General features: G+C 51.9%; 24 protein-coding genes. 15 read left to right on the plus strand and 9 right to left on the minus strand.

The window, feature by feature from the left end; genetic code table 11:
- Position 1: 1 nt before the first annotated feature.
- The 4 genes from sufD to sufB are packed head-to-tail and all read left to right on the plus strand — an operon-like array spanning position 2 to position 4,389.
- Complete coding sequence (gene sufD / locus EDM58_RS13160; RefSeq protein ID WP_122913735.1) at positions 2-1,300, plus strand: Fe-S cluster assembly protein SufD; 1,299 nt, start codon at positions 2-4, stop codon at positions 1,298-1,300.
- On the plus strand, positions 1,300-2,526 hold the full coding sequence (locus EDM58_RS13165) for a cysteine desulfurase (protein ID WP_122913736.1): 1,227 nt from the start codon (positions 1,300-1,302) through the stop codon (positions 2,524-2,526). The genes sufD and EDM58_RS13165 overlap by 1 nt, the downstream gene beginning before the upstream one ends.
- Entirely contained in the window at positions 2,513-2,950 is a 438-nt protein-coding gene (gene sufU / locus EDM58_RS13170) for a Fe-S cluster assembly sulfur transfer protein SufU (protein ID WP_023558337.1), read from the plus strand. Before EDM58_RS13165 ends, sufU begins: the two co-directional genes overlap by 14 nt.
- 41 nt (positions 2,951-2,991) lie before the next feature.
- Positions 2,992-4,389 (plus strand): Fe-S cluster assembly protein SufB, encoded by a 1,398-nt coding sequence (sufB, locus tag EDM58_RS13175; RefSeq protein WP_023558335.1) that lies wholly within the window; start codon positions 2,992-2,994, stop codon positions 4,387-4,389.
- Between the two features lie 197 nt (positions 4,390-4,586).
- Here the strand turns inward: sufB and EDM58_RS13180 are convergent, their stop codons facing one another.
- The 3 genes from EDM58_RS13180 to EDM58_RS13190 all read right to left on the minus strand — a co-directional run bounded on the left by EDM58_RS13180 (position 4,587) and on the right by EDM58_RS13190 (position 6,713).
- A complete protein-coding gene (locus EDM58_RS13180) occupies positions 4,587-5,648 on the minus strand; it encodes a DUF3231 family protein (RefSeq protein ID WP_246000709.1) in 1,062 nt (353 codons plus the stop codon).
- A gap of 66 nt (positions 5,649-5,714) precedes the next feature.
- On the minus strand, positions 5,715-6,221 hold the full coding sequence (locus EDM58_RS13185; RefSeq protein ID WP_183187501.1) for a hypothetical protein: 507 nt from the start codon (positions 6,219-6,221) through the stop codon (positions 5,715-5,717).
- A 168-nt stretch (positions 6,222-6,389) separates the two neighbouring features.
- On the minus strand, positions 6,390-6,713 hold the full coding sequence (locus EDM58_RS13190) for a MazG nucleotide pyrophosphohydrolase domain-containing protein (RefSeq protein WP_122913738.1): 324 nt from the start codon (positions 6,711-6,713) through the stop codon (positions 6,390-6,392).
- A 216-nt stretch (positions 6,714-6,929) separates the two neighbouring features.
- On the opposite strand from EDM58_RS13190, the gene EDM58_RS13195 reads away from it, so the two are divergent.
- The 4 genes from EDM58_RS13195 to EDM58_RS13210 all read left to right on the plus strand — a co-directional run bounded on the left by EDM58_RS13195 (position 6,930) and on the right by EDM58_RS13210 (position 9,587).
- Positions 6,930-7,511, plus strand: coding sequence for a sigma-70 family RNA polymerase sigma factor (locus EDM58_RS13195; RefSeq protein WP_122913739.1), 582 nt, complete (start codon positions 6,930-6,932; stop codon positions 7,509-7,511).
- Positions 7,504-8,361, plus strand: coding sequence for a hypothetical protein (locus tag EDM58_RS13200; RefSeq protein ID WP_122913740.1), 858 nt, complete (start codon positions 7,504-7,506; stop codon positions 8,359-8,361). The genes EDM58_RS13195 and EDM58_RS13200 overlap by 8 nt, the downstream gene beginning before the upstream one ends.
- Positions 8,362-8,560: 199 nt before the next feature.
- Positions 8,561-9,157, plus strand: coding sequence for a suppressor of fused domain protein (locus tag EDM58_RS13205; protein ID WP_246000710.1), 597 nt, complete (start codon positions 8,561-8,563; stop codon positions 9,155-9,157).
- Positions 9,120-9,587 carry an NUDIX domain-containing protein gene (locus EDM58_RS13210; RefSeq protein WP_122913742.1) on the plus strand — a complete coding sequence of 156 codons (468 nt, stop codon included), beginning with the start codon at positions 9,120-9,122 and terminating at the stop codon, positions 9,585-9,587. The genes EDM58_RS13205 and EDM58_RS13210 overlap by 38 nt, the downstream gene beginning before the upstream one ends.
- Before the next feature lie 33 nt (positions 9,588-9,620).
- Here EDM58_RS13210 and EDM58_RS13215 read toward each other — a convergent pair whose 3' ends face one another.
- Positions 9,621-10,532: a DMT family transporter gene (locus EDM58_RS13215; protein WP_122913743.1), complete on the minus strand. Its 912-nt coding sequence runs from the start codon at positions 10,530-10,532 to the stop codon at positions 9,621-9,623.
- A 154-nt stretch (positions 10,533-10,686) separates the two neighbouring features.
- On the opposite strand from EDM58_RS13215, the gene EDM58_RS13220 reads away from it, so the two are divergent.
- A complete protein-coding gene (locus tag EDM58_RS13220; RefSeq protein ID WP_342769015.1) occupies positions 10,687-12,126 on the plus strand; it encodes an aminotransferase-like domain-containing protein in 1,440 nt (479 codons plus the stop codon).
- 68 nt (positions 12,127-12,194) lie between these two features.
- A complete protein-coding gene (locus EDM58_RS13225; protein WP_122913744.1) occupies positions 12,195-12,410 on the plus strand; it encodes a CLC_0170 family protein in 216 nt (71 codons plus the stop codon).
- Here EDM58_RS13225 and EDM58_RS13230 read toward each other — a convergent pair.
- From EDM58_RS13230 to EDM58_RS13240, 3 genes are read right to left on the minus strand one after another with little or no spacing between them, the layout of a single operon-like run.
- Positions 12,403-13,644 (minus strand): Ger(x)C family spore germination protein, encoded by a 1,242-nt coding sequence (locus tag EDM58_RS13230; protein WP_122913745.1) that lies wholly within the window; start codon positions 13,642-13,644, stop codon positions 12,403-12,405. The genes EDM58_RS13225 and EDM58_RS13230 overlap by 8 nt on opposite strands.
- On the minus strand, positions 13,539-14,630 hold the full coding sequence (locus tag EDM58_RS13235) for a GerAB/ArcD/ProY family transporter (protein ID WP_122913746.1): 1,092 nt from the start codon (positions 14,628-14,630) through the stop codon (positions 13,539-13,541). Before EDM58_RS13235 ends, EDM58_RS13230 begins: the two co-directional genes overlap by 106 nt.
- Positions 14,631-14,632: 2 nt before the next feature.
- Complete coding sequence (locus tag EDM58_RS13240; RefSeq protein WP_122913747.1) at positions 14,633-16,036, minus strand: spore germination protein; 1,404 nt, start codon at positions 16,034-16,036, stop codon at positions 14,633-14,635.
- 177 nt (positions 16,037-16,213) lie between these two features.
- Between EDM58_RS13240 and EDM58_RS13245 the strand changes: the two genes are divergently transcribed.
- Positions 16,214-16,753, plus strand: a complete 540-nt coding sequence (locus tag EDM58_RS13245; RefSeq protein ID WP_425455618.1) for an NfeD family membrane protein — start codon at positions 16,214-16,216, stop codon at positions 16,751-16,753.
- A gap of 2 nt (positions 16,754-16,755) precedes the next feature.
- Entirely contained in the window at positions 16,756-18,291 is a 1,536-nt protein-coding gene (locus EDM58_RS13250; protein ID WP_425455619.1) for a flotillin lipid rafts scaffold protein FloT, read from the plus strand.
- 57 nt (positions 18,292-18,348) lie between these two features.
- Here EDM58_RS13250 and EDM58_RS13255 read toward each other — a convergent pair whose 3' ends face one another.
- The gene (locus tag EDM58_RS13255; RefSeq protein ID WP_122913748.1) at positions 18,349-19,098 is read right to left on the minus strand and encodes a polysaccharide deacetylase family protein; all 750 of its coding nucleotides are present in this window, start codon (positions 19,096-19,098) and stop codon (positions 18,349-18,351) included.
- 191 nt (positions 19,099-19,289) lie between these two features.
- Here EDM58_RS13255 and EDM58_RS13260 point away from each other — a divergent pair, with 191 nt between their 5' ends.
- A complete protein-coding gene (locus EDM58_RS13260; RefSeq protein WP_122913749.1) occupies positions 19,290-20,690 on the plus strand; it encodes an aspartate kinase in 1,401 nt (466 codons plus the stop codon).
- On the opposite strand, the gene EDM58_RS13265 is transcribed toward EDM58_RS13260, so the two are convergent.
- Positions 20,663-21,118 (minus strand): M67 family metallopeptidase, encoded by a 456-nt coding sequence (locus EDM58_RS13265; protein ID WP_122913750.1) that lies wholly within the window; start codon positions 21,116-21,118, stop codon positions 20,663-20,665. The genes EDM58_RS13260 and EDM58_RS13265 overlap by 28 nt on opposite strands.
- Positions 21,119-21,144: 26 nt before the next feature.
- Here EDM58_RS13265 and EDM58_RS13270 point away from each other — a divergent pair, with 26 nt between their 5' ends.
- Positions 21,145-22,014 (plus strand): DUF72 domain-containing protein, encoded by an 870-nt coding sequence (locus tag EDM58_RS13270; RefSeq protein ID WP_122913751.1) that lies wholly within the window; start codon positions 21,145-21,147, stop codon positions 22,012-22,014.
- A gap of 2 nt (positions 22,015-22,016) precedes the next feature.
- Positions 22,017-22,841, plus strand: a complete 825-nt coding sequence (locus EDM58_RS13275) for a sulfite exporter TauE/SafE family protein (protein ID WP_122913752.1) — start codon at positions 22,017-22,019, stop codon at positions 22,839-22,841.
- Positions 22,842-22,846: the final 5 nt, after the last annotated feature.

The raw sequence follows: 22,846 nt of genomic DNA on the forward strand, positions 1-22,846 counted from the left end.
AATGAGTGTGGATATACAACTCCGCTTTGACGCAGAAGCGATCACCGAGTTCTCCCGGGCCAATCAGGAGCCTGCCTGGTTCCTGGAAAAGCGTCTTGCCGGCTTGAAGGCAGCGGGTGAGTTGCAACTGCCTGTGTTGGAGAAAACGAAAATTGATAAATGGAATACGCAGCAGTTCGTCCCATTCCAAACTAGCCCCCAAGTGGCATCGGTTCAGGAGTTGGATGAAGTGGTTCAGGGCCAGATCAACCTGGACAACGCAAACAATCTGCTGGTGCAAAAAAACGCATCCACCCCGTTCTTCGCAGCGAGCGACGAGTTGAAGCAGCAAGGCGTCATTTTCGCTCCGCTACACACCGCTCTGCGGGAACATGGAGATCTCGTGGAAAAATACTTTGGTCAGGTTGTCGCCTACGACGAGCACAAATTGACTGCGCTGCATGCAGCTGCTGTCAACGGAGGGGTCTTCCTCTACGTTCCGAAAAACGTAGAAATGACGGTTCCTGTGCAAGCAGTGTTCGAAGTAGCCGGGGATGACGCGCTCGTCAGCCCGCATGTGCTGATCGTGGCTGAAGCGCACAGCAAGGTAGTCTATGTCGATTCCTTCGTTTCCGGCGAAGGCAGCAGCATGGTAGCCAACAGCATCGTCGAGGTATTCGTCGGCGCTGGCGCTTCGGTGCAGGTGGCTTCCGTCCGTTCCTTATCTGCAGATGTGCACGACTACAGCTTCCGCCGCGCCACTGTCGACCGCGATGGTTCAATGGAATGGATTCTCGGTGAGATGAACGATGGAAATACCGTGGCAAACAACACCACGATCCTCAAAGGTCAGGCTTCCACAGCCGAGACCAAGACGATCTCGGTCGGGACAGGTTCCCAACGTCAGAATCTGACTTCCCAGGTTCAGCATATCGGAACTCACTCCGAGTCGAACATGGTGAGCAAGGCCGTTATGACAGGGGAAGCCGTCTCCATTTTGAACGGGATTACCAAAATCGAAAAAGGTGCCGAAAAAGCAAACGGTGAGCAGGCGGAAAATGTTCTGATGCTTAGCGATAAAGCGCGTGGCGATGCCAACCCGATCCTGTTGATCGACGAGGATGACGTCAAGGCAGGCCATGCGGCATCCGTAGGCCGCTTCAGTGAAGAGTCCATCTACTACCTGATGTCACGCGGGATCTCCCGCCAGGCAGCAGAACGGCTGATTATTCTCGGATTCCTTGATCCGGTGGTAGCTGAGATTCCGATCGAAGAAGTACAGAACAGACTTCGCCAGGCTCTGGAAAGGAAGTTAGGCTAATGGACGCCAAGGAGCTTCGGAAATATTTCCCCATCCTGCATCAGGAAGTAAACGGACATCCGCTGGTCTACCTGGATAACGGCGCGACTTCGCAAAAGCCAATCCAGGTGATCGAAGCGATGGATAAATACTACAAGGAGTACAACTCCAACGTACACCGTGGGGTACACACCTTGGGCAGCTTGGCGACGGACGGCTATGAAGGCGCACGCGAGAAAGTGCGCGCCTTCATCAATGCTCGTGAAGCGGCGGAGGTTGTGTTTACACGCGGTACGACATCTGCGGTAAACACAGTGGCTTACGGCTATGCGCGCGCCGTTCTCAAGCCGGGAGACGAAATCGTGACCACCGTAGTGGAGCATCACGCCAACTTCATCCCCTGGCAGCAGGCTGCCAAGGCGACCGGAGCTACTTTCAAGTTCATTCCTCTGGCAGAGGACGGCACGGTAACACTCGATGCTGTTAGAGATACCATTACGGATAACACAAAAATCGTAGCGATCCACCATATTTCCAACGTATTGGGGGATACTACCCCGATCAAGGAGATTGCTCAGATCGCCCATCAGCACGGCGCCCTTCTGTTTGTGGACGGCGCCCAGGGCGCTCCGCATAAAAAAATCGACGTTCAGGATCTGGATTGCGATTTTTACGCGTTTTCAGCCCATAAAATGGCTGGCCCGACAGGTGTAGGTGTCCTGTACGGCAAGCGTGAAGTGCTGGAGCGCGTGGAGCCGATGGAATTCGGCGGAGAGATGATCGATTTCGTCGAGCTGTATGATTCTACCTGGAAAGAGCTTCCCTGGAAGTTCGAGGGAGGTACGCCGATCATCGCAGGAGCGATTGGTCTGGGAGCCGCGATCGACTTCCTGGAGGAGATCGGCATGGACAACATCGAGCGCCACGAGAAGAAGCTGGTGGCGTATGCGATGGAGCAGATGCGCGAAATCGAAGGTATGACCATTTACGGCCCGCAGCAGGACCGCAGCAGTTTAATCACATTCAACCTGGCCGGGGTACATCCGCACGATTTGTCGACCGTGCTGGACAGCTACGGGATTGCCGTTCGTGCCGGACATCATTGCGCACAACCGCTGATGCGCTGGCTGAACGTTACCGCAACCGCACGGGCAAGCTTCTATATGTACAATACAGAGGATGAAGTGGATGCATTCGTGGCGGGGTTGAAGAAGACGAAGGAGTATTTTGGCAATGTCTTCTCTTGATGATCTGTACCGCCGTGTCATTATGGACCACTACCAGAAGCCGCGCAATCGAGGCAAGCTGGAAGAAGCAGAAGGTCTCATCGTCAATTTGAACAATCCTACCTGCGGCGACAGCATCTCCCTGTCCTTGAAGGTAGAGGACGGCAAAGTCACCGATGCCAAGTTTCTCGGGGAAGGCTGCTCGATCAGCATGTCTTCCGCATCGATGATGACGGATGCAGTGAAAGGAAAGTCCGTAGAGGAAGCTCTCGAGCTGGCGCATCGTTTTTCCGAGCTGATGCAGGGCAAGGAGATCGATGATTCGATTGACTTGGGCGACATCGAGGCATTGTCCGGCGTCGCCAAGTTCCCAGCCCGCATCAAGTGTGCGACACTGGCGTGGAAAGCGCTGGAGCAGGGGATTAAACAATCAGGTCAGGAATAGTCATGAGGCATAAGCATGTGAAGATAAAGGAGTGAATCACGATGGCAAAAAAAGCCCCTGAAATACAGGATTACCAGTACGGCTTTCACGATAAGGACGTATCCGTATTCCGTACCAAAAAGGGTCTGACTCGCGAGATCGTCGAGGAAATCTCGAAGATCAAGGAAGAGCCCGAATGGATGCTGGAATTCCGCTTGAAATCATTGGACATTTTCAACAGCCTCCCGATGCCAAAATGGGGCGGCGATCTGGACGATCTTGATTTCGACAACATCACCTATTACGTCAAGCCGTCTGAGAAGCAAGGACGCAGCTGGGATGAGGTGCCGGAAGAGATCAAGGCTACCTTTGACAAGCTGGGGATTCCGGAAGCCGAGCAGAAGTTCCTCGCCGGTGTATCCGCTCAGTACGAGTCTGAGGTCGTCTACCACAACATGCAGGAAGACCTGGAGAAGCTGGGTGTCCTCTTCTGCGACATGGATTCCGCTGTGAAGCTGTACCCGGATATCGTGAAGGAGTATTTCTCCACAGTCATCCCTGCAGCAGACAACAAGTTCGCAGCGCTCAACTCTGCGGTATGGTCCGGCGGTTCCTTCATTTACGTGCCAAAAGGCGTAAAAGTGGAAACTCCGCTGCAAGCATACTTCCGCATCAACTCGGAGAACATGGGACAATTCGAGCGTACGCTGATCATCGTTGACGAAGACGCATTCGTCCACTATGTAGAGGGCTGTACGGCTCCGATCTACAGCACGGATTCCCTCCACTCCGCAGTCGTAGAGATCATCGTCAAGGAACGCGCGCGCTGCCGTTATACCACGATCCAAAACTGGTCCAACAACGTATACAACCTCGTTACCAAACGTGCAGTTGCGTACGCGGACGCCAACATGGAATGGATCGACGGCAACATCGGTTCCAAGCTGACCATGAAATATCCTGCGGTCATCATGAAAGGACCTCGTGCCAAAGGTACCGTTCTTTCCATCGCGGTAGCAGGAAAAGGACAGCACCAAGACGCGGGTGCGAAAATGATCCACCTGGCGCCTGATTGCACGTCCACCATCATTTCCAAGTCCATCTCCCGTGATGGCGGAAAAGTAACGTATCGCGGCCTCTCGCAGTTTGGACGCAAGTCGGAAGGCTCCAAGTCCAACATCAAATGCGACACGCTGATTCTCGACAAGCTCTCTACGTCGGATACGATTCCGTACAACGAGATCATGAACGACCACATCACGCTGGAGCATGAAGCGACTGTATCCAAGGTATCGGAAGACCAGCTCTTCTACCTGATGAGCCGCGGTTTGTCCGAAGCCGAAGCGACCGAGATGATCGTCATGGGCTTCATCGAGCCGTTTACCAAAGAATTGCCGATGGAGTATGCGGTAGAGATGAACCGTCTCATCAAATTCGAGATGGAGGGAAGTATCGGTTAACCCTTGCGCCACAAGGGTTTCCGGCTTCTGAAAGCGGGTTTGCCCGTTTTTTGCCCATAACATGTAGATACGTGTTTGTTGCGGCTTTCACGCTTGCGTGCAAGCCGCTCGGACACGTATTTTTATTTTATTGAATGATGAACAATGGCCCCCTAACCGTATCAGGTCAGGGGGCCATCGTATGAATAGGGGGGCACTTAATGCCTGTTGGAGGCAAGGGCTTTTCGATCGACAGCTTGAGGCGGCTGTTCCAGCCAACCATTTTTAATCAAGAGATTCGATCCATCCTCGGCGTAATTTCCGACTTCCGCCAAAAAGGCGATGTATTTGGCTGCCACATCATGTCTGGCGCACATAGAGAGGGCATTTCCATAAGCTCTTATTCGAACCGCATACATATCCATCTTATGAAACAGCATTAAGCGATCAGAAAAGGGGGCAGTAGTGGAGGTGGTCACCAGCTGGTCGATGATGGAGGGAGCAGTCAAACCAGCCTCCTGCATGATTCCGCTGAACGTTTCGTAGTGGCTGGTGGCAATCTCCAACCCTCTGCGAAAATACGCCTTTGACTGATTGGATTTTGCCACCTGACTAAAGCCAATCAAAACCGCTTTGCTTGTCGCATTGTTTTCAACGTTATCGTATAGATGTGTAATCTCCAGGGCTTGCAGCGGCCTGATACGACCAAAAAAACCATTGTGAAAGCTATGCTTGTCTACAAAATCCACAGTTTCTGGATAAGGTATATATGGTGGTTTCGTTAAAAATCCTTTTTTCAGCAAGGCAGTGGTGACCTGATTAATGAGATTCACTGTCTGGTCCATGCTATACGTAAAGAACTGTCGAATATCAGCTCTTGTTACCAATGGAACTGCGATTCCGTATAGACTGATTCCCGCCTTGGCAACATATTTCAAGTAGTGCAGGTAAAATTCATCTTCAAATAATCTTGGCGCTGTTAAATCGACGTCCTCATTTGTGAATCCTACGGGGACCGGAAACTTTTCCTGAACAAAGATCTTGTGGATCGTTTGTACAAACTCTTCAGACAAATGCAATGCATTTTCCAGAATGCTTTTTATTTCCTGATCCTCAACATGCTTCAGCATATAATTCAACACGCAAACCGACATGGTATTTCCAACATACGTTGCCCAAAGCTTGCCTTGCTCGGCAGAAGACAATTTATTATTATTTTCTTGAGCCAATAGATCGGATTGCTCTGATCCACTCGTTTGCTCATCCACTATGGTTTCCACTAATAATCCCTCCGTCGAACAATTTCTGATTAACATTCTCACCAGTAATGGGTCGAAATATGTTTCCTATTTATGGATGCTTGGAGGAGGAAGCTTGTTTCGACAAACAATCTTTATAGCATTCCCTATGAGAATACCGATAAAGCAGAATATGATCGGCAGCCATACAGGACCCAATAACACTCCAAAAGTACGGAAATTAGGGGAATAAATAACGCCAATTGTCGCGAAAAAAGCTGCGAAGGCAAATGGAAAAAACGAGTAGGGGGGAGTATCGCCTGAAAGGGTATCCCGGTACGCATCATATATGGCAAACATGTACACACACGGATAAAACATAAGCCACTGATAATCCGTTACTCGAATGGCCATCGGGATTTCTCCCTGAAAACTCGCTATGATGGTCTGGTTTAGATGGGATTTCTGATTGATGATGAATTCAAGACCAAGCAACGTTAATCCCTTTAAAAACTTACCGTTTAATAATTGACCAAATCCCGGTAGAGCAATACTCCACACTATTTTTTCAATTGCTGTACTTTTTATCAATTTGTCTTCCCTGCCCTTGACCATATGAGATTACCCTCATGTGACTGTATTGCGCCTCACCTCCTTGGGTATAGGATGCCAAATTAGCTGTGTTTTATTTTTAAAAAAAGACCACTCGAGGCAATAAAAAAACAAGGACATCGCAGTCCTTGTTTTTGAGAGCAGCATCCACGAATAACCAACCAGCCGGAACTATTGATTACCCTGATAACGTTTTTGCAATTTGTCTCGATGAGATTCAAAAATATCCTCAAGGGGTATGTCATATTTATTGGCAATCACAATCACGTTACCCAAAACATCCCCTAATTCTTCGACCAGCTCCTGCTTTAACTCTTCATGTGTTCTCGTGTCCTCATCAGGTCGATCGCGGCCAACCTCTAATGCTCGGATTGCCCTTGCGACTTCTCCTGTTTCTTCAGCTAAAAAACCGATGCGCACGAAAATATCAAGTTCGGTCCAGCCTCTTGATTCATAATATTCCTTGACCCATGATTGGAATTTGGAAGTGTCCAAAATGTAACCCCCTTCTTTCGTTCCATTTTAGCAAAAAGATATGTAAGACTGTATGGATGATTTGAAAGAATTCGAGCAGCTAGCGGGAGAAGGACAAGCACATGACAAAAGACCCGCCGACACGGGTTTTTTTCATTGTTAATGCTTTTCTTGTACCGACGTATTAACATATGTAAATTTCCTAGGTAGGCCTACTTAGTGAAAGGAGGGAAGGAATTGGAGAGCGCTCGAGTTAATTTTGAAATTTTACAGAATCGAGAAGACAAACTTGGCGGGGACGTTTTGACCACAGATGAGTTTTCTCAGATTTACGAAATGTATTTCAACCGTGTATACAAGTATATCTGCTATCGGATTAACAATCATTACGAGGCAGAAGATCTTTGCAGCCAGGTTTTTGAAACAGTCATTACCAAATACCACACCTTCTCAGAAGAAAAAGCCAGGTTTGATGTATGGCTGTTTGCGATTACCAGAAACACGGTCACGGATTACTTTCGCTCACGGAAAAAAAGATTTCATTTTTCGCTTGATTCTATTACTGAGTTGATTCTGTCGAAACCATCCCCCGAAGAGTTGGCAATTCGGGATGACGAACATCAGGCGATGTTTCAAGCAATGGTCAAGCTGCGTGATAAAGAACGGAACATCATCGCAATGAAATTCGCTGCAGGTCTGAAAAATTCAGAAATTGCAGAGCTAATGGGTGTAAGCGAGTCAAATATTGGTGTGGTCGTCTACAGGATCATAAACAAGCTGCGTAAATATTTGGAGGTAGGAAGGGATCGAGATGAGTGAAAAACGTGATCCGAAGTCATTTGAGAGGGTAGTTCATCTGCTTGAGGATATGGAGCTCGATAACCATTTGGCCAAAGAGCGCATTTTCAAGCGACTGGTAAACAAGATGGAGACGGGAACGATTCAACCCCAACATACGAAAAAGGACGGGATATCGATGATGAAAAGAAAATGGAAAACGGTTGCTGCAGCAACAGCAGCTATCATCTTCATTGGCGGTGCGCTTTCAACGAACTCATACGCACAGGGAATGATCCAATCGATCCTGGCGCGTTTCCAGGTGGGGAATTTGGAGATTGTTCAATACGACAAGGAGTTGCCGCCTTCTGAAACAGCCGGATCGGTCGAGCAGGATCGCGAAGCCGTATCGAATGTGGTTGAACTGCCGATTCAGCCCAAGCTTACGCTGCAAGAAGCTCGTTTGGCAACAGGCATGAATTTCCCGGCGCCTTCATGGGTGGCTGATTTTGCATATGTCAACACTGTCATTCACGGCAAATCGATGGTGGAGGTCCAATACAAGCAAGATGAAAAAACGGCAAATTTCCTGATCTCTCATGGTGGTGAAAACGGCATCGGAACCTCAGGTGAAGTCAAAACAGAAGTTATTGCTGGGAAGAAAGTCTATTTCGCAAACGGGATTGTGATTTGGGAGAATGAAGGATACACGGTAGAGTTGTACGCCCGGGAGGATTTTGACTCTGTCACTCTTGAAAAAATCATCAGCAGCTTTGAAATAGGTGAACCGTTGACACAAGAGGAGGTTAAGAAAGCGCAAGGTCTATTAGAAAGCTCGTTGCAATCAGAAAAAGCCGGTCCTGCTCCAGCTCCTGCAGCTGGAAATGAGTAGGATACACAAGGATACGATGCTCAAGAGAGCAGGGTGTTCCAAAGCCAATGGCTGCGGGACACTCTCTTTTTGTATGACCAGCCAGAAGGGGCTCCTCGTTGCTCTACCGCCATCGAGACCCACGGGACAGGATGAAAGCCGTCAAGTGCTGAGGTATACTAGCGGATAAAGAAAGTTTTTTTCTGATTGGGACGGGGACATGCATATGATAATGGCAGGACAACTGCTTCAACATTGCAATACGCTGTTTGGAGCAAAAGCTTCGTTGTACCAATACGAAGCAGCAGATGTGCTGATCGCGGTCTACCCCCCGACCAAAAGGCGGGGCTGGTGGAGCTACGTGACATTGGAGCTGCATCGCACGGGGGAGAGCGAGTGTGTGATGTATTCCTACCGATTCGAGACGCAGATCGTGGCGCATCTGGCTGCTGTCTCGGCGCAGATCATCAGGCAGTGGGAGGAAGGCAGGGAGCGCATACAGACCGGCTCTGTCTATCGGTTGGAGCAGCCTGTGGCAGAGAAGTCGATTCTGCAATACGTGATGGCTGCGCCGCTTGATTTTGAAGAAGAGGGCTTTGATTACTTTACCGATGGCCGCGTGGTTGTTCGTTTGCTGATGCTGCATGCGATCGCGCGGGATGAGGCTGAATTTTTGGAGAGGCATGGTTTTGCTGCGCTGGAGGAGTTGTTTGTCCGAGCTGGTGTAGATTCTCTTGATTTGATGCGTCACCCTGTCGTTGGAGGAGGGATGGAGCAGAATGAAGACGATCGGCTTGAGAGTAACGGTAGTAGTTGAGCACCAGGGAAGCATCCTGCTGATAAAGGAAAAAAGAAGCAGCAGGGAAGGCTATAGCCTGCCTGGCGGTCAGATCGAGTTTCTGGAGACGATTGCAGAGGCGGCACGCAGGGAGGTATGGGAGGAAACAGGTCTCTTGGTAGAGATGGAGCGCCTGCTTTGGGTCGATGATCGGATCGACCACGCAGGGGAAGGGAAGCACACGGTCGGCATCGGGGTGCTAGCCAGACTGGTGGGGGAACAGACTGAGCCGATCCCTGGGGGGCTGGAGGATGAGCAAATCGAGTGGGCGGGCTGGGTTCCGCTGGAGGAGTGGAGGACTTTGCCATCCCTGCAGGGCAAAGTGAAAAATCTGGTATGGGGAGCCTTGTCAGAAGCGGACTATTCTCCTGATTATCATGGAAACGTGTGGGAGGCGCAGGAAAGCTGAGCGGCACGGCATGCGCCGCTCGTTGCACTTCTGTCAGGAGGTTCTCACGACTGCACTTCGTCCTTTCGCTACTGCAAAAACCACGATCAAGGCGGCGATAATGCCCCCTGCTGTAATGGATTCTGCCAGCAGCAGCCATGAGGCCAGCATCGTCAGAAAGGGCTGGACGTACTGGATTTGCCCCACCTTGGCAACCCCGCCGATGGCAAGCCCGTGATACCAGGCGAAGAAGGCGAGGAATTGGCTGATGACGCTCACATAGCCAAAGCCAAGCCAGGTGGACCAGGTCGCCTGCTGCAATTCTTCCAGCAGAGGGCCTGCGATGGGGACAACCAAAAAGGGAAAGGCAAGCACCAATGCCCAGCTAATGACCTGCCAGCTTCCCAGGGTCCGCGAGAGCTTTCCGCCAACTGCGTAGCCTATCGCTGCTGAGAGGACGGCAGCAAGCAAGGCTAGGTCTGCCCATTGCAATGCCCCCATCCCGGAACTGATGGCGTAACCGAGAATCGTGACACAAGCCGTGATGCTGGAGAGCCAGTACAGGCGATAAGGACGTTCACCGGAAAAAAAGGCAGCTGCCCCTGCCGTAGCCAAGGGCAAGAGTGCGATGATAATGGCGCCATGCGAGGCAGGTACGCGTTCCATCGCCCAGGCAGAGAAAAACGGAAAGCCGAACACCACTCCTGCGGCGACAAGAAAAAGCTGTTTGATTTCCGGCCAACGGGGAAAGGGCACGCGTCTGATTGCCAATAGCATCGCCGCCAGCAAAGCTGCCACCAAAGAGCGTCCCAATCCGGCAGAAGCAGGGGAGAGCACATCTACAATGAGTCTGGTAGAGGGAAGGGTCAGACTAAAACTACAAACACCCAACAAGCCGTAAAGTATACCTGCGTGTTCGACTGACAGGCTGCTTTTTTCTTTTGCCTTTGCTTCGGCATGCAACATTTGGATCCCATCCTTTATTTGAGACGTACATGTGTACTGTTCTCTCATCTTAGAACCGGCTTGACAGAAAGCAAAGAGCCAATTGGTTGCAGGATGGGTAGGCCAATTTGTCGAAAAGCTTCAAGATGAAAGGTGCAGGAGAACAAAAAGGGCGGTGTTGGAAGTGGAGTGGAAACCGGATAAGCAGAGCAGTGAGCCTGTCTATCAACAGATCGCAAAACATATGGAGCGGCAGATCATCGACGGGGAGCTGCCCCCGGGAACGGTCTTGCCGGCCGAGCGGGCTCTGTCAAGACGTTACGGAGTGAACCGGGGGACGGTGTCGGCAGCCTACGAGGAGCTGCGGGCATCCGGTCTGCTCCAATCCTTGCAGGGAAGCGGCACTTGGGTGAGCCGCCATCTCTGGGGCGTGCAGCAGATACCGAATTGGCACAAATATACGCATGGAGGGGCATTTTTGCCTGCTTATCCCCTGAGCAAGCGCATAGGAGAAGCGTGCTTTGCACCCGGCATCATCAATTTGGCAAAGGCGGAACTGTCTCCATCCATGATTGCCGCGATGCCGCTGGAGCGTCTGTCCAGCCTTCATCAAGCGGGGCTTTCGCTCGGCTATGCGCATCCCAAGGGAAGTCCGGAGATGCGGGAGGTCCTGGCTGTTCATCTGCGCACCCAATACGGCATAACTGCTTCGCCTGAGGAGATTCTTGTGACCTCGGGGGCGCAGCAAGCGCTTCATCTTCTCTCCTTGTGCCTGCTCAGTCCCGGTGATGCGGTCGCGATGGAAGGACCTTCCTACTTTTATTCCTTGCCGCTCTTTATCTCTGCAGGGTTGCGCTTGTATCGGCTGCCGATGGATGAAGAGGGAGTCCTGCCTGAGCAGATTCGCTCTCTTCATCAAAAGCATAAGATTCGCATGGTCTTCGTCAATCCGACCTACCACAATCCGACGGGGATCGTCTGGAGCGAGTCCCGTCGGCGCCATGTATTGGAGATCTGTCAGGAACTGCGCCTCCCTCTTGTAGAAGACGATGCCTACGGCGCACTCACGCTGCATGGGCGAGCCAAGCCTCCCCTGCCCATCAAAGCGATCGATAAAAGCGGCGTGGTGCTCTACGTGAACAGTCTGTCCAAAACGGTTGCTCCCGGCTTGCGCATCGGATGGCTGGCAGGCCCCAGATCCGTCATCGAGCGACTTGCTGACGCCAAACAGCAGATGGATTTTGGCACGAGCAGCATCTCGCAGCAGCTTGCTGCATCTTTCCTGGAAGACGCAAGCTGGTCGGCCCAAATGGAACGTCTGTCCTCCTATTTGCTGGAGCAGCGTCAGACCATGCTGGATGCATTGGAGAGGGAGGCGGGTGGCTTCTTGTCATGGAATGACCCGGAGGGCAGCTTTCATTATTGGTGCAGACTGCATAGGCCCATCGATGAAGAAGAGCTTTTGGATGCCATGATCCGCGAAGGAGTAGTCTGCACCCCCGGAGGTGTATACGGTGCGGAGGCTGGTTGGCTTCGACTCACCTATTCTTGGGAGAGCAAAGCCGGCATCCAGGAAGGGATACGTCGATTGGCTCGTGTTTTGCATTCATTTTAATGGCAGTTGGCTATAACAGGATGCATCCCGGATCATACTACCAATGACGTTAAAAAAGGAGGGGGACTATGGGGTTTTCGCTGGTTATCGGGTTTATCGAATCCCTCACTTCTTATTATTTGACGCTGGTTCTGTTGATTACGGGATTGGTGCTGCGCTTCGGCTACCATCCCGCCTACCAAAGCCGCGAGATGAACCGGGACGCAGCTTTGGCAAAAGGGGGAGGTTATACCTGTCTCATTCTCTCTGCTATCGTGTTGGTCATGCACTTTGTCGTTACTTGAACTGTCCGAACCTGCGAATATAGGTGACGACATCGATGTGAATGTCGGCATGTTGAAACACTTCGTCCCAATTATTCCGATGCTGCTTCCAGTACGGATGCTGATGACGGCGCATTTCTTCATACAAACCGAAGATATCGACTTTCTTTTTTTGCATTTTGACGATTAGCTTTTCGGCGTTTTCCTTGATATTTCTGCTGATTTCCTTTTCGCGCTCTTTCAACTTCCTCAAAGAGGGCTTATGATCGAATCCGTCCTCCGCCAGGGATCCTTCCCCGCGAATGGAGAATGTGAAGACAGGAATTCCATTGCGGATTTCCGATTTGACGCTGGAGCGCGCGCCTCGCACCTCGAATGTGGTGACGTTTCTCTCCTGTTCGGGCCCATTTTTTACAATGACTTCATCTCCTGCGGTAAATGTGCCGTTGAGCCAACGCAGCGTCTTGACCTCCTGATCGGACAGCCAGCCGACGAGTCGATCTCCGCGCATGATGGCTCCGCCAGCCATCTTGGCTTCTCGCTTTTCGATGCGCAGAGCGGGGAGGACACAGTTTGCACCCCCGTGAAAGTAGCTGGAAAACTGCCCGATCGTAGAGGTTTTGGGAAATCGGGCGGTCTTGGCCTCGCCTTCCTCCATCAATGTGCTGATGTATCTTCCCGAGATGGGCATCAGCTTGGGGTCGAGATCCAGGACTTCCCTTGCCCTGCCTTTGGCGATCACGAGCTTGATCTTGGGGCGGGATTCATGATCGCGATAAAACAGGTCGAGTGCGCGATCGATCCCTTCCTTCGCCAATTCTTCGCCGATGATGATGATCTGCAAGTGATCGTAGTAGGGCTGGCGCGCTACCCGGGTGGTCAAGATGCGAATGCATTCAAAAATGGACGGCCCGGTAGCACTCGCATTCCATACCGGAGAGATATTCGGGGTACTGATTCGGCCCGACAACGCCTGTGCTTCTGTCAGCTGTGCTGTAAATTCATAGAAATTGCGCTTCTCATCCTCCGTACGCACCTTGTCGATCGCGACCGCCATTACGATGAGCCGGTCTTGAATCTCGACCCTGTCCCAACAGCCAGCCAGCAGGAACGGCAACAGAAAGAATAACGAGAGAAGCGGGCGGATTTTCACGTCGACGATACCCTCCTTGCCCTCCATTTGTACGCCACGATCAATGACAGGGGAACCAGGCTGACCAGCCCGGCACCGAGCCAGCTTGTCCATTGGCTCCATCTTTCCACTTCCAGTACGTTGCGAGGAAGAACGGCGATCAAAAACACGATCGGTACATAAAGCAAAGAGACGACACGATGGTCCTGCAAACCTAGCAACTGAGCCGTGATCAGACTGGCGCAGTAATGGAACATGACAATCGAAGTGACAGCAAAAGGCACCCAGACCATCATCATGACCGAATCCAGTCTTTCAATAAACGAGCCGGGAACTTCAATGCTTTTGATGATGGCAAGCGCAGGATATTCGATCAGCTTTACTTCGGCGGCTCCCATCAGGGCAATGCTCAGAATCGTCAGGAGTGCGTAGAGGACAACGGTCATCCCGATGGCAAGGATGGCAGATTGCAGCCCACGAGACGGATTTTCCATAAAGGGATGGAGAAACAGCAAAATCTCAAAACCTAGCAACGAAAAAAAGACGCTGGGAAATGATTGCAGGACAGGTTGAATCCCTTCTCCCAGGACGGGGAGAAGCCTGCCGAAGTCGGTCTCGCGCAAGGTTTGCGTCAGCACTAGCAACAAGGCGAACAATGCGAGAGGCTGGATAAATTCATTGAAACGAGCGATGGCGTTCACTCCTTGCAGAATCAGATACGTGCTGGTAACCAGCATGCCGAGCACGATTACCTCTACCGGAGTCAAATCTAACAGAAACAGCTTCGTGACATCGGCGGACATTCTCACAATCGTGCCGACGAACATCAAAAAATAGAGAAGAAAAGCCAGCAAAACGCATCTGCCTAGAACAGGTCCAAGGAGCAGCGGCGCGTACTGGATAATGCCTTTGCCCGGGAAGCGATTGCCCAGGTAGGCCATGATCGACACCGCAATGACAGCATAACCTCCGGCAAGAAGAATCACGAGCCATCCGTCCACCCCTGCACTGCGAACTAATCCGGACGGCAAGGAGAGGACACCCACTCCTACCATTGCGGCAAACATTTGCAGGGACGCTTGCGTGCCGGTCAATTTATCTTTGATCATCGCTACCACCCTTTCTTGCGCTTTTGGAGATTCATCCGTTTTGGGTTCAACGAATGCAGGATTTCCGGTCTCTCCTTCAGGTAAGGAAGCGGGGCACGGACGAGCAAATCCTTCCAGTCTTTTGGACGATAAGGGACGATAGGAGAAAAGTAGTTGATGCCAAACGACTTGAGCGATACGAGATGGGCCAGGATCAACATTGCGCCCAGAATCAATCCGAACAGCCCTAGGCTTCCGGCCAAAAGCATCATGGGAAAGCGGAGCATCCGCAGGGCAATCGAGGCGTTGTAGGCGGGGACGAGAAAAGTCGAGATAGCGGTGATGGCGACGACGATCACTAGGACGGGACTGACAATCCCTGCTTCCACAGCGGCTTGACCAATCACCAGTCCGCCTACGATCCCCACTGTCTGACTCAGCATCTTGGGCAAGCGCAACCCAGCCTCACGCAACATCTCCAGGGTGGCCTCCATGGCGATCGCTTCTACCAAGGAGGGGAACGGCACTTCAGCACGTGTGGCGGAAATGCTCAGGGCGAGCTGCGTCGGAATCATTCCGGGATGGTAGGAAATAAGCGCGATGTAGAGAGCTGGCAAAAAAAGGGCTACCAGAGCGCCGACAGCACGAATGATGCGAATCGCGCTTCCAATCAGCCAGCGGTCATAGTAGTCGTCAGGAGCCTGAAAGAGCATGGAAAAGGTAACGGGGACGATCAGGACGAAAGGAGAACCATCCACCATAATGGCGACGCGCCCCTCCAATATGGCGTGCAAAACCTTGTTCGGCAGCTCGGTATTTTGTACCTGCGGGAACGGAGAGTACAAGTTGTCCTCTATCCATTGTTCGACGATCCCGCTGTCGAGAACCTGGTCAATGTCGATCGTGTCCAGTCGGCTGCGAACCTCGTTTAGAACCTCTGGCTGGACGATCCCCTGGACGTACAGCAGGGCTACCTTTGTTTTTGTCTGCCGCCCGATTTCCCGAATGTGAATGTGTAGATCAGCGTTCGGAAGCCGCCTGCGAATCAAGGACAAGTTGGTGCTGAGAGATTCCACAAAACCGTCGCGTGGGCCGCGCAGATTGCTCTCGTTCTCGGACTCTTGTATGCTTCTTGTTTCCAAGCCTTTGCTGGTTGCTTTATAGGCGGTCTGCTCGGACGGCGACCAGATGACAATGAATCCTTCTAATATGGCTTGGACAGCTTCATCTACCGTATGGACGGCTGTCAGGGGATAGGGATGCTGATCTTGGAACAGCTTGTCTACCAGATGGTTTTGGATATAGGACAGGGCTACCAGACTGTCGAGATAAAAAAAGAGGAGCTGCTTTTCCTCCGTGCCAAGCTCGTAACGTTGAAAATCAGAGCTGCCGCCTAGCCGATTGGCCAATTCCTCATCCCATTTCATAGCAAAACCTCCTGGAGAAGGAATATTGCTATTTTGTTTCGTGAAATCGAAAATATTCATTGTAAATTTCTGTAAAATGGAAAAACCAGGAAGAATTTCGCCGAAATGTGGCGATTTCGCAACCTTTTTTGTCGTGATTCGTATGAAAAATAGAGACAAAATTGGGAAGGGGTGACAATGATGGGCACAATGGAGATGATCTACCTCATTTGTTTGGTTGGCGGACTCATTTACGCACTTGTGACGTTGCTTTTAGGTGATGCCATATCCGACATGCTGGGTGAGCTTCATCTGCCGGTTCTGCAGCCGATTCTGCTCGTGAGCGGCTTGACCGCGTTTGGCGGAGTCGGGTTCTTGCTGACTCGACTGACGGCATGGTCCGGTCTCGCTGTTTTTCTGCTTTCCGCCGTAGTAGGAGCTTTGCTTGCGGTGGCAGCGTATTTTCTCTGGATCAAACCCATGGACAAGGCGGAAACGTCAACAGGCTATTCCATGAGCCAACTGGCTGGGAAAATCGGGGAAGTAGGGACGACGATTCCTTCCGAAGGGTTGGGCGAAGTGCTGGTCAAGATGGTGAGCGGAACGACTTACCACATGGCATCCAGCATGGAGAAAGAGAGCATTCCGGCTGGCACGCGTGTCGTCGTAGTAGAGGTGCGAGACCATGTCCTGTACGTCACCCCTTTCCCGGGAGATCATGAAAAAGGAGAGGATTAAGCATGGATCTAATGGATTCACCTGTCCTCATGGTAGCGGCCGTCATCGTGCTGGTTTTTGTGGTACTGGGAATCGCGTTTTGGGCCCGGTACAAAACAGTAGGCGCCGACGAAGCCATGATTGTTACAGGAAGCTATCTCGGCAGCAAAAACGTGCTGTCTGACGAATCAGGGCGCAAGATGAAGATTGTACGCGGCGGCGGCGCCTTTATTCTGCCTATTTTCCAACAGGCGAATTTTCTCAGTCTTCTGTCACATAAGCTTGACGTCTCCACTCCGGAGGTATACACAGAACAGGGCGTTCCTGTCATGGCAGACGGGGTAGCTATCATCAAGGTCGGCGGTTCGATTGAAGATATTGCGACGGCTGCCGAGCAATTTATGGGCAAGACAGACGAGGCTCTCAAAACAGAGGCGCAAGAGGTCCTGGAAGGGTATCTGCGCGCCATCCTGGGAAGTATGACTGTCGAGGAAATCTACAAAAACCGCGAGCGCTTTGCGCAGGAAGTACAGAGTGTGGCGGCCAAGGACCTGAAAAAAATGGGTCTGTCCGTCGTGAGCTTCACGATCAAGGATGTTCGCGACAAAAACGGGTACCTGGCTGCGTTGGGGATTCCGCAAATTGCTGCGGTCAAGCGCGATGCGATGATCTCCCAGGCGGATGCCGACAAAGAAGCGCGGATCCGGCAAGCACAGGCAGAGGAAGAAGCGCGCAAGGCCGAGGTGCTGAAAGAGACGAATATCGCTGAAGCCGAAAAGGAAAAAGAATTGAAGGTCGCGTCTTTCAAACAAGAACAGGATAAGGCCAAAGCAAGCGCGGACCAAGCCTACAAGCTGCAGGAAGCCGTAGCGAAGCAGCAGGTTACCGAAGAGGAAATGAAGATTGAGCTCGTCCGCAAACAGAAGGAAATCGAGCTGGAGGAAAAGGAAATTCTGCGCCGCGAGCGGCAGTATGACGCAGAAGTCAAGAAAAAGGCGGACGCGGAACGCTACTCGGTCGAGCAGGCAGCCGAGGCGGAAAAAGCCAAAAAGCTGCGTGAAGCAGATGCTCTCAGTTATCGTATCGAGGCAGAGGCCAAGGCGCTCGCCGAACAGAAACGCCTGGAGGGCTTGGCAGTCGCGGAAGCGGAGAGAGCCAAAGGTACGGCAGAGGCAGAGGTAACGAGACTGAAGCTGGAAGCAGAAGCGCAAGGGAAGGAAAAACTGGCAGAAGCTTTCGAAAAGTTCGGTCACGCTGCTGTCTTGGACATTGTCTCCAAAATGCTTCCGGAATTGGCAGGAAAAATCGCCGAGCCGATCAAAGCGATCGACAAGGTTACGATCGTCGATGCGGGGGGCGGCCAGGGAGACGGCATCAACCGCTTGAGCGGCAACGTCACCAAGCTGATGGCGCAGTTGCCTGAGATGCTGAAGGATGTCTCCGGTCTGGATATGAACAAAATGATTACGGACTTCATGCAAAAGAAAGATGCTCCGGCTCCGCAACAGCAGTCCGAGAATACAGCCTCGGCCGATCAGCCGAAGGAAGCAGAAAAATAAGCGTAGCACGCATACCAAATAGGCTGTCCCGATTCTTCAGGGACAGCCTATTCGCGTTTAGTCCTTCCCTACCTTTTTGGTGTTGTCGTAGAGCTTCATCATTTCGCTGACTGTGATGAATTCATAGCCGCGTTTTTGCAGCTCCGGCAGGACCATACGCAAAGCGTCGACTGTTTGCTTGCGATTCCCGCCATAATCGTGAAACAGGACAATATCGCCGTTACGCGCATTGTTCAACACTTTGTCGACGATTTTTTGCACACCCGGATCGCTCCAATCCCGCGTATCCTGATGCCATGACCACAAGACGACCAAATAGCCGGTTTCCTTTGCCACATTTACCAGGGACTCACTGTAGTAGCCGCCAGGAGGACGGAACAGATGAGACTCGATTCCCGTGCTGTTGAAGATCTCCTGTTGGGTCGCCAATACTTCATCTCTCAGCTTGCCGGGAGAAATACGGCGGAGATCAGGGTGCGTGTAAGTGTGGTTCGCCAATTCATGCTTATCCTTTGCCAATTGCTGAATGACGCCAGGATGTGCTTTGACCCGGGAGCCGACGACAAAAAAAGTCGCTTTGGCCTTGTATTGTTTCAGCAGTTCCGCGATCTGGCGGGTATAGACCGGATCAGGTCCATCGTCGAAGGTCAGGGCAATCACCTTTTTGTTCGTGGGCACCTCCCAGACGATTTCACCTCTCGCCTCATAGTAATCCCGATCCTTTTCTTTTTTTGCCAGGGCGATCTCTGTCTGGCAGGGCAGCAGGAAGAGGCAGGCCAGCAGAATGAACGAAAGTTGTTTGTTCATGCTTTTCTCTCCTTATCCCATTTGTCTGCGTTACAAATCGTAGCTATGCCTTGTTACTATGCACAATCGGCAAGCGAATATGTGGGATCGGAGTGAAAGTGTTGTGTCCGCTCTAAAAAGACACTTGTGCTTTTTAGGAGGATACCGTAATCTAATAACATGCTAGAGACAGATAGGTGGAGGAGTCGGAGATGAAAGTTGCCAAATTTGGAGGAACCTCTTTAGCCAATGCGGAGCAGATAAAGAAGGTATGCAGTATTATTCGAGCAGATCGGAATCGACGTCTGGTAGTCGTGTCTGCTCCGGGAAAGCGATTCAAAGAAGACGACAAGGTAACGGATTTGCTGATTCGCTATGCGGAAGTGTTCTTGCAAAAGGGAGAAGCGCCTGCAGAGAAGGAAGCCGTATTCAATCGCTACCGCGAGATCGTCCAAGAGCTTGGTTTGCCCGCGGAGGTCGGTCAGCAAATCGAGGCTGAGCTTGGGGCCGTGCTCGCCAATGAGGCGGGACTTGCGCCCGAGCGTTTTGTCGATGCGGTAAAAGCGGCTGGAGAGGATAACAGCGCCAAGGTCGTGGCTCATTATCTGCGAAGCCTGGGAGAAGATGCCCACTATGTCAATCCGCGTGAAGCCGGTATGCTCGTCACCGATGAGGCAGGGAACGCGCATGTATTGCCTGCAGCCTACGAGAGGCTGAAAAAGCTTCGCGACAGACAAGGAATTCTGGTCTTCCCAGGATTTTTCGGTTATACGGAAGCAGGAGAATTGGTTACATTTTCCCGTGGCGGCTCGGACATCACCGGTTCGATCCTCGCTGCTGCGGTTAAGGCGGAGGTATACGAAAACTTCACGGATGTCGATTCCGTATACGTGGTCAATCCGAATCTGGTGGAAAATCCGGTGGAGATCAAGGAGATTACCTACCGGGAGATGCGTGAGCTGTCCTACTCGGGATTCAGCGTATTCCATGAAGAAGCGCTCTTGCCGGCCTATCAGGCTGAAATTCCGGTTTGCATCAAGAACACAAACAATCCGTCCGCGCCTGGAACCATGATTGTAGCGGAGCGTCCAGCCTCTGCCAACCGCGTCTCAGGTGTCGCGTGCGATACAGGCTTTTGCAGTATTTATGTGAGCAAATACTTGATGCATAAAGAAATCGGATTCGGACGCAAGCTGCTGCAGATCCTCGAGGAGGAAGGCATTTCCTACGAGCATACGCCATCCGGGATCGACAATATTTCCGTCATTCTGCGTGAACGCGATCTCACTCCGGCCAAGGAAGCGCGGATCGTGGAGCGCATTAAGTCCGAGCTTCAGGTAGACGATATTGCCGTACAGCATGACCTGGCTTTGGTCATGATCGTCGGCGAGGGAATGCGCCAATCGGTCGGAACTACGGCAAAGGCGACAGCCGCCCTGGCTGCCGCCCGGATCAACCTGGACATGATCAACCAGGGCTCGTCCGAGGTAAGCATGATGTTCGGAGTGAAAGCAGAAGATGCAGACCGCGCTGTCATCGCCTTGTACCATGCTTTTTTTGGAAAAGAAGAGGAACGGGAGCAGGCTCACTCGCTGTCGTCGCTGACAGTGTAGGAGCGGACAGCAAATCCCCCGTCCACCCATTGATAGACCCGCCACAGAGGAGTGGCGGGTGTTTGCATTCCCAGAATCCAGTAGCTCAGGGAGGGATAATGCCATCCCGCAGCATCGTGGGAGGATGGGGTGGGCGGCGTATGCGGATGGGAGTGCAGGACACCGAGCCATTGCATCCGGGAATGGCGGATCTGCTTGAGTGCCTGAAGAAAAGGCGGGCCATCCCAGGAAAAGCTGTGCCTGTCATGGCCTGAGGCAGGCATGGCAAGATGGCCGCAGATGGAAGCCCCGCGACCGTAGAGCAGGGCAGAGTATTCGTGAGGCCAGCTTGCCTGCGCTTCGGCCAGGAGCTGTTTCTGCACTTTTCGGGCAATGGATAGTCTGGTATCCTTAGACGCAAAGGGTTCACCCAACAGATCGATGTACATGGTATCCTCCGGGAGTGATCATTTGTATGCGCAACGTTCAGATCGGTGTATGTGGCTGGGGAGATCAACATGATCTGTATACCCATGGCGTACGCAGCCGGGACAAGCTGTCAGTGTATGCGGGCCACTTTCCAATCGTGGAGCTGGACAGCTCCTTTTACGCTATATTACCACAACGAAATTATGAAGCATGGGTACGGGAAACACCGGATCGCTTTGGCTTTATTGTCAAAGCGTATCAGGCTCTGACAGGCCATCAGCGGACGGCAGTGCCGACAGACCGCAGCCAGCTTTTTCGCCAGTTTGAGGAAAGTATCCAACCGCTCGTGAATGCGGGCAAACTAAAGACACTTCTGTTTCAATTTCCGCCATGGTTCGATTGCACCCGCGAACATGTGCAGTACGTGCGAGCCTGCCGCAGGGAAATGGCGGAGTATCCGTTCGCAGTGGAGTTTCGTCATCAAAGCTGGTTTGAGGAAAAATATCGGGAGCGCACGCTGGATTTTCTTCGCCAATTGCAAGCAACGCATGTGATTTGCGACGAGCCGCAGGCAGGACGCGGTTCTGTGCCGATCGTGGTAGGCGTCACGCACGCTGCTCTGTCCTTGGTCCGCTTTCATGGGCGAAACATGGCGGGCTGGCGTGATCCGGGAGAAGGGCAGAACTGGCGGGATGTCCGCTACCTGTACCGTTACAGTGAGGCGGAGCTTGCGGAGTGGGTCCCGCGCATCGAACAGATTGCGAGCGAAGCAGAAGAAGTATGCATTTTATTCAACAATAACTCTGGTGGAGATGCAGTAGCCAACGCGAAGCAGTTTACGAGCATGCTGGGACTGGTGCCAAGCGGGTTAAACCCTCGACAGATGGAGCTGTTTACATTAGAGAAAGAAGGATAGCCATGTTTGTAACGATTGCGTTATTGTTCCTCTTTATTGGACTAGCTGCGGGAGTAGTCGGCAGTATCGCCGGTTTGGGTGGCGGGATCTTCTTTGTTCCTGCCCTGTTGTTTTTTGCCAATCTCTACATGCCGGGATCGATGCAGCCGCACACAGCGGCAGCGACATCGCTAATCGTCATTGCGGTGACTGCCTTGTCCTCCTCCATTTCCTACCTGAAGCAAAAAAAGGTGGACTTGCAAAGCGCTCTGCTTTTTTTTATCGGGAGCGCTCCCGGTGCTATCGTAGGTGTTTACCTTAATACATTACTAGAAACGAATCAGTTTTCGCTGCTCTTCGGCTTGTTTCAGCTTTGCATGTTCATCGTACTGATGGTGAAGGACAAGATCAAGCCCCGACAGCTGCACTGGGACGTAAAGCGCCATTTCGTCGATAGCGAGGGGAATGAATACGAATACGGATACGCCAGATGGATGGCGATATTGGTCGCTTTTTTCGTCGGGATTACTTCCTCGCTGTTTGGAGTAGGCGGAGGTGTCCTGATGGTGCCTGCGATGATGATTTTGTTCCGATTTCCGCCGCATATCGCTGCGGCAACTTCGATGCTGGTGATCCTTTTCTCGGCGGTAGTCGGCTCCATCACAAACATCTCGCATGGCTATATCAACTGGATGTACGCCGCCATGCTGGGGCCTGGCGCCTGGGCCGGCGGTCAATTGGGCGCCTTTGTAGCCAACAGGATGAAGGGGAAAACCATCGTCTTGCTGCTGCGGGTCCTTATTTTAGGCATTGCGGTCCAAATGATCGGGGAAACGATTTTTCGCTAATGGGA

Origin of the sequence: Brevibacillus panacihumi (assembly GCF_003710985.1) — a bacterium.
GTDB classification, from domain to species: Bacteria; Bacillota; Bacilli; order Brevibacillales; family Brevibacillaceae; genus Brevibacillus; species Brevibacillus panacihumi.

Coding starts and splice junctions, on each gene's coding strand:
- sufD (WP_122913735.1), top strand. CDS start 2: ATGAGTGTGGATATACAACTCCGCTTTGACGCAGAAGCGATCACCGAG.
- EDM58_RS13165 (WP_122913736.1), top strand. CDS start 1,300: ATGGACGCCAAGGAGCTTCGGAAATATTTCCCCATCCTGCATCAGGAA.
- sufU (WP_023558337.1), top strand. CDS start 2,513: ATGTCTTCTCTTGATGATCTGTACCGCCGTGTCATTATGGACCACTAC.
- sufB (WP_023558335.1), top strand. CDS start 2,992: ATGGCAAAAAAAGCCCCTGAAATACAGGATTACCAGTACGGCTTTCAC.
- EDM58_RS13185 (WP_183187501.1), bottom strand. CDS start 6,221: ATGGTCAAGGGCAGGGAAGACAAATTGATAAAAAGTACAGCAATTGAA.
- EDM58_RS13200 (WP_122913740.1), top strand. CDS start 7,504: ATGAGTGAAAAACGTGATCCGAAGTCATTTGAGAGGGTAGTTCATCTG.
- EDM58_RS13205 (WP_246000710.1), top strand. CDS start 8,561: ATGCATATGATAATGGCAGGACAACTGCTTCAACATTGCAATACGCTG.
- EDM58_RS13210 (WP_122913742.1), top strand. CDS start 9,120: ATGAAGACGATCGGCTTGAGAGTAACGGTAGTAGTTGAGCACCAGGGA.
- EDM58_RS13215 (WP_122913743.1), bottom strand. CDS start 10,532: ATGTTGCATGCCGAAGCAAAGGCAAAAGAAAAAAGCAGCCTGTCAGTC.
- EDM58_RS13225 (WP_122913744.1), top strand. CDS start 12,195: ATGGGGTTTTCGCTGGTTATCGGGTTTATCGAATCCCTCACTTCTTAT.
- EDM58_RS13230 (WP_122913745.1), bottom strand. CDS start 13,644: ATGGAGCCAATGGACAAGCTGGCTCGGTGCCGGGCTGGTCAGCCTGGT.
- EDM58_RS13235 (WP_122913746.1), bottom strand. CDS start 14,630: ATGATCAAAGATAAATTGACCGGCACGCAAGCGTCCCTGCAAATGTTT.
- EDM58_RS13240 (WP_122913747.1), bottom strand. CDS start 16,036: ATGAAATGGGATGAGGAATTGGCCAATCGGCTAGGCGGCAGCTCTGAT.
- EDM58_RS13245 (WP_425455618.1), top strand. CDS start 16,214: ATGATGGGCACAATGGAGATGATCTACCTCATTTGTTTGGTTGGCGGA.
- EDM58_RS13250 (WP_425455619.1), top strand. CDS start 16,756: ATGGATCTAATGGATTCACCTGTCCTCATGGTAGCGGCCGTCATCGTG.
- EDM58_RS13255 (WP_122913748.1), bottom strand. CDS start 19,098: ATGAACAAACAACTTTCGTTCATTCTGCTGGCCTGCCTCTTCCTGCTG.
- EDM58_RS13260 (WP_122913749.1), top strand. CDS start 19,290: ATGAAAGTTGCCAAATTTGGAGGAACCTCTTTAGCCAATGCGGAGCAG.
- EDM58_RS13265 (WP_122913750.1), bottom strand. CDS start 21,118: ATGTACATCGATCTGTTGGGTGAACCCTTTGCGTCTAAGGATACCAGA.
- EDM58_RS13270 (WP_122913751.1), top strand. CDS start 21,145: ATGCGCAACGTTCAGATCGGTGTATGTGGCTGGGGAGATCAACATGAT.
- EDM58_RS13275 (WP_122913752.1), top strand. CDS start 22,017: ATGTTTGTAACGATTGCGTTATTGTTCCTCTTTATTGGACTAGCTGCG.